The organism is Halobellus sp. Atlit-38R (assembly GCF_003665925.1).
GTDB lineage: Archaea > Halobacteriota > Halobacteria > Halobacteriales > Haloferacaceae > Haloquadratum > Haloquadratum inordinatus.
On sequence record NZ_QXIJ01000157.1, the window covers coordinates 1 to 563 of the forward strand.

General features: G+C 56.0%; 1 protein-coding gene and 1 pseudogene. Both read right to left on the reverse strand.

The window, feature by feature from the left end:
- Positions 1–424 (reverse strand): nucleotidyltransferase domain-containing protein (locus tag D3D02_RS18680; protein ID WP_233560716.1); only part of this gene is annotated, 424 nt, incomplete at its 3' end.
- A gap of 36 nt (positions 425–460) precedes the next feature.
- Positions 461–505, reverse strand: a pseudogene (locus tag D3D02_RS21715) (hypothetical protein); the annotation flags it as partial.
- Positions 506–563: the final 58 nt, after the last annotated feature.

Genomic DNA, 563 nt, shown 5'->3' on the forward strand with positions numbered 1-563 from the left:
CAATCTTGTTAGTGCTGTAGATTGGGATTCCTGAAACGACAATTTCTCGGACGTCTTCTGTGTACGTGGGAATCGCGTGGACCGCCTCAACGTCGACGTCGTAAGCATACCTGTTCCCGTCGAACTCGGCGTCTTCGAGGTCGTGACCAACAGCGTTCGCCTCTCGTTGGTTTGGGGCTCGTTCGTTCGTGGTGAGTACCCAGACGTCGATGTCGCTGCGCCGATCGGCTTCGCCACGCGCGACACTTCCGTAAAGGACGATCCCGATGACGCCGTCGAGACGGCCAGTGAGCTCGTCGACCGCGGCTTTCACGGGTTTCTGGAACTCTGGTTGCGGTATTCGGAGGAGAGGGTCGTCCGGAACAGTGAGTCGCTCGCGGTTGATCTGAACGAGCCGTTGATTGTTCTCGGGCAATTCAACCACTAATCCGTTCTCGACGAGGGTATTGATCGCTCTCCGAACCGTCTGTTGGGAATGGCCAATCTGGTCAGCCACCTCGCGCATTGAGAACTGTTTGCATCGGTGGTTCGTTAAAAATAGCAAGATGTCGTTCGTTGCCTTG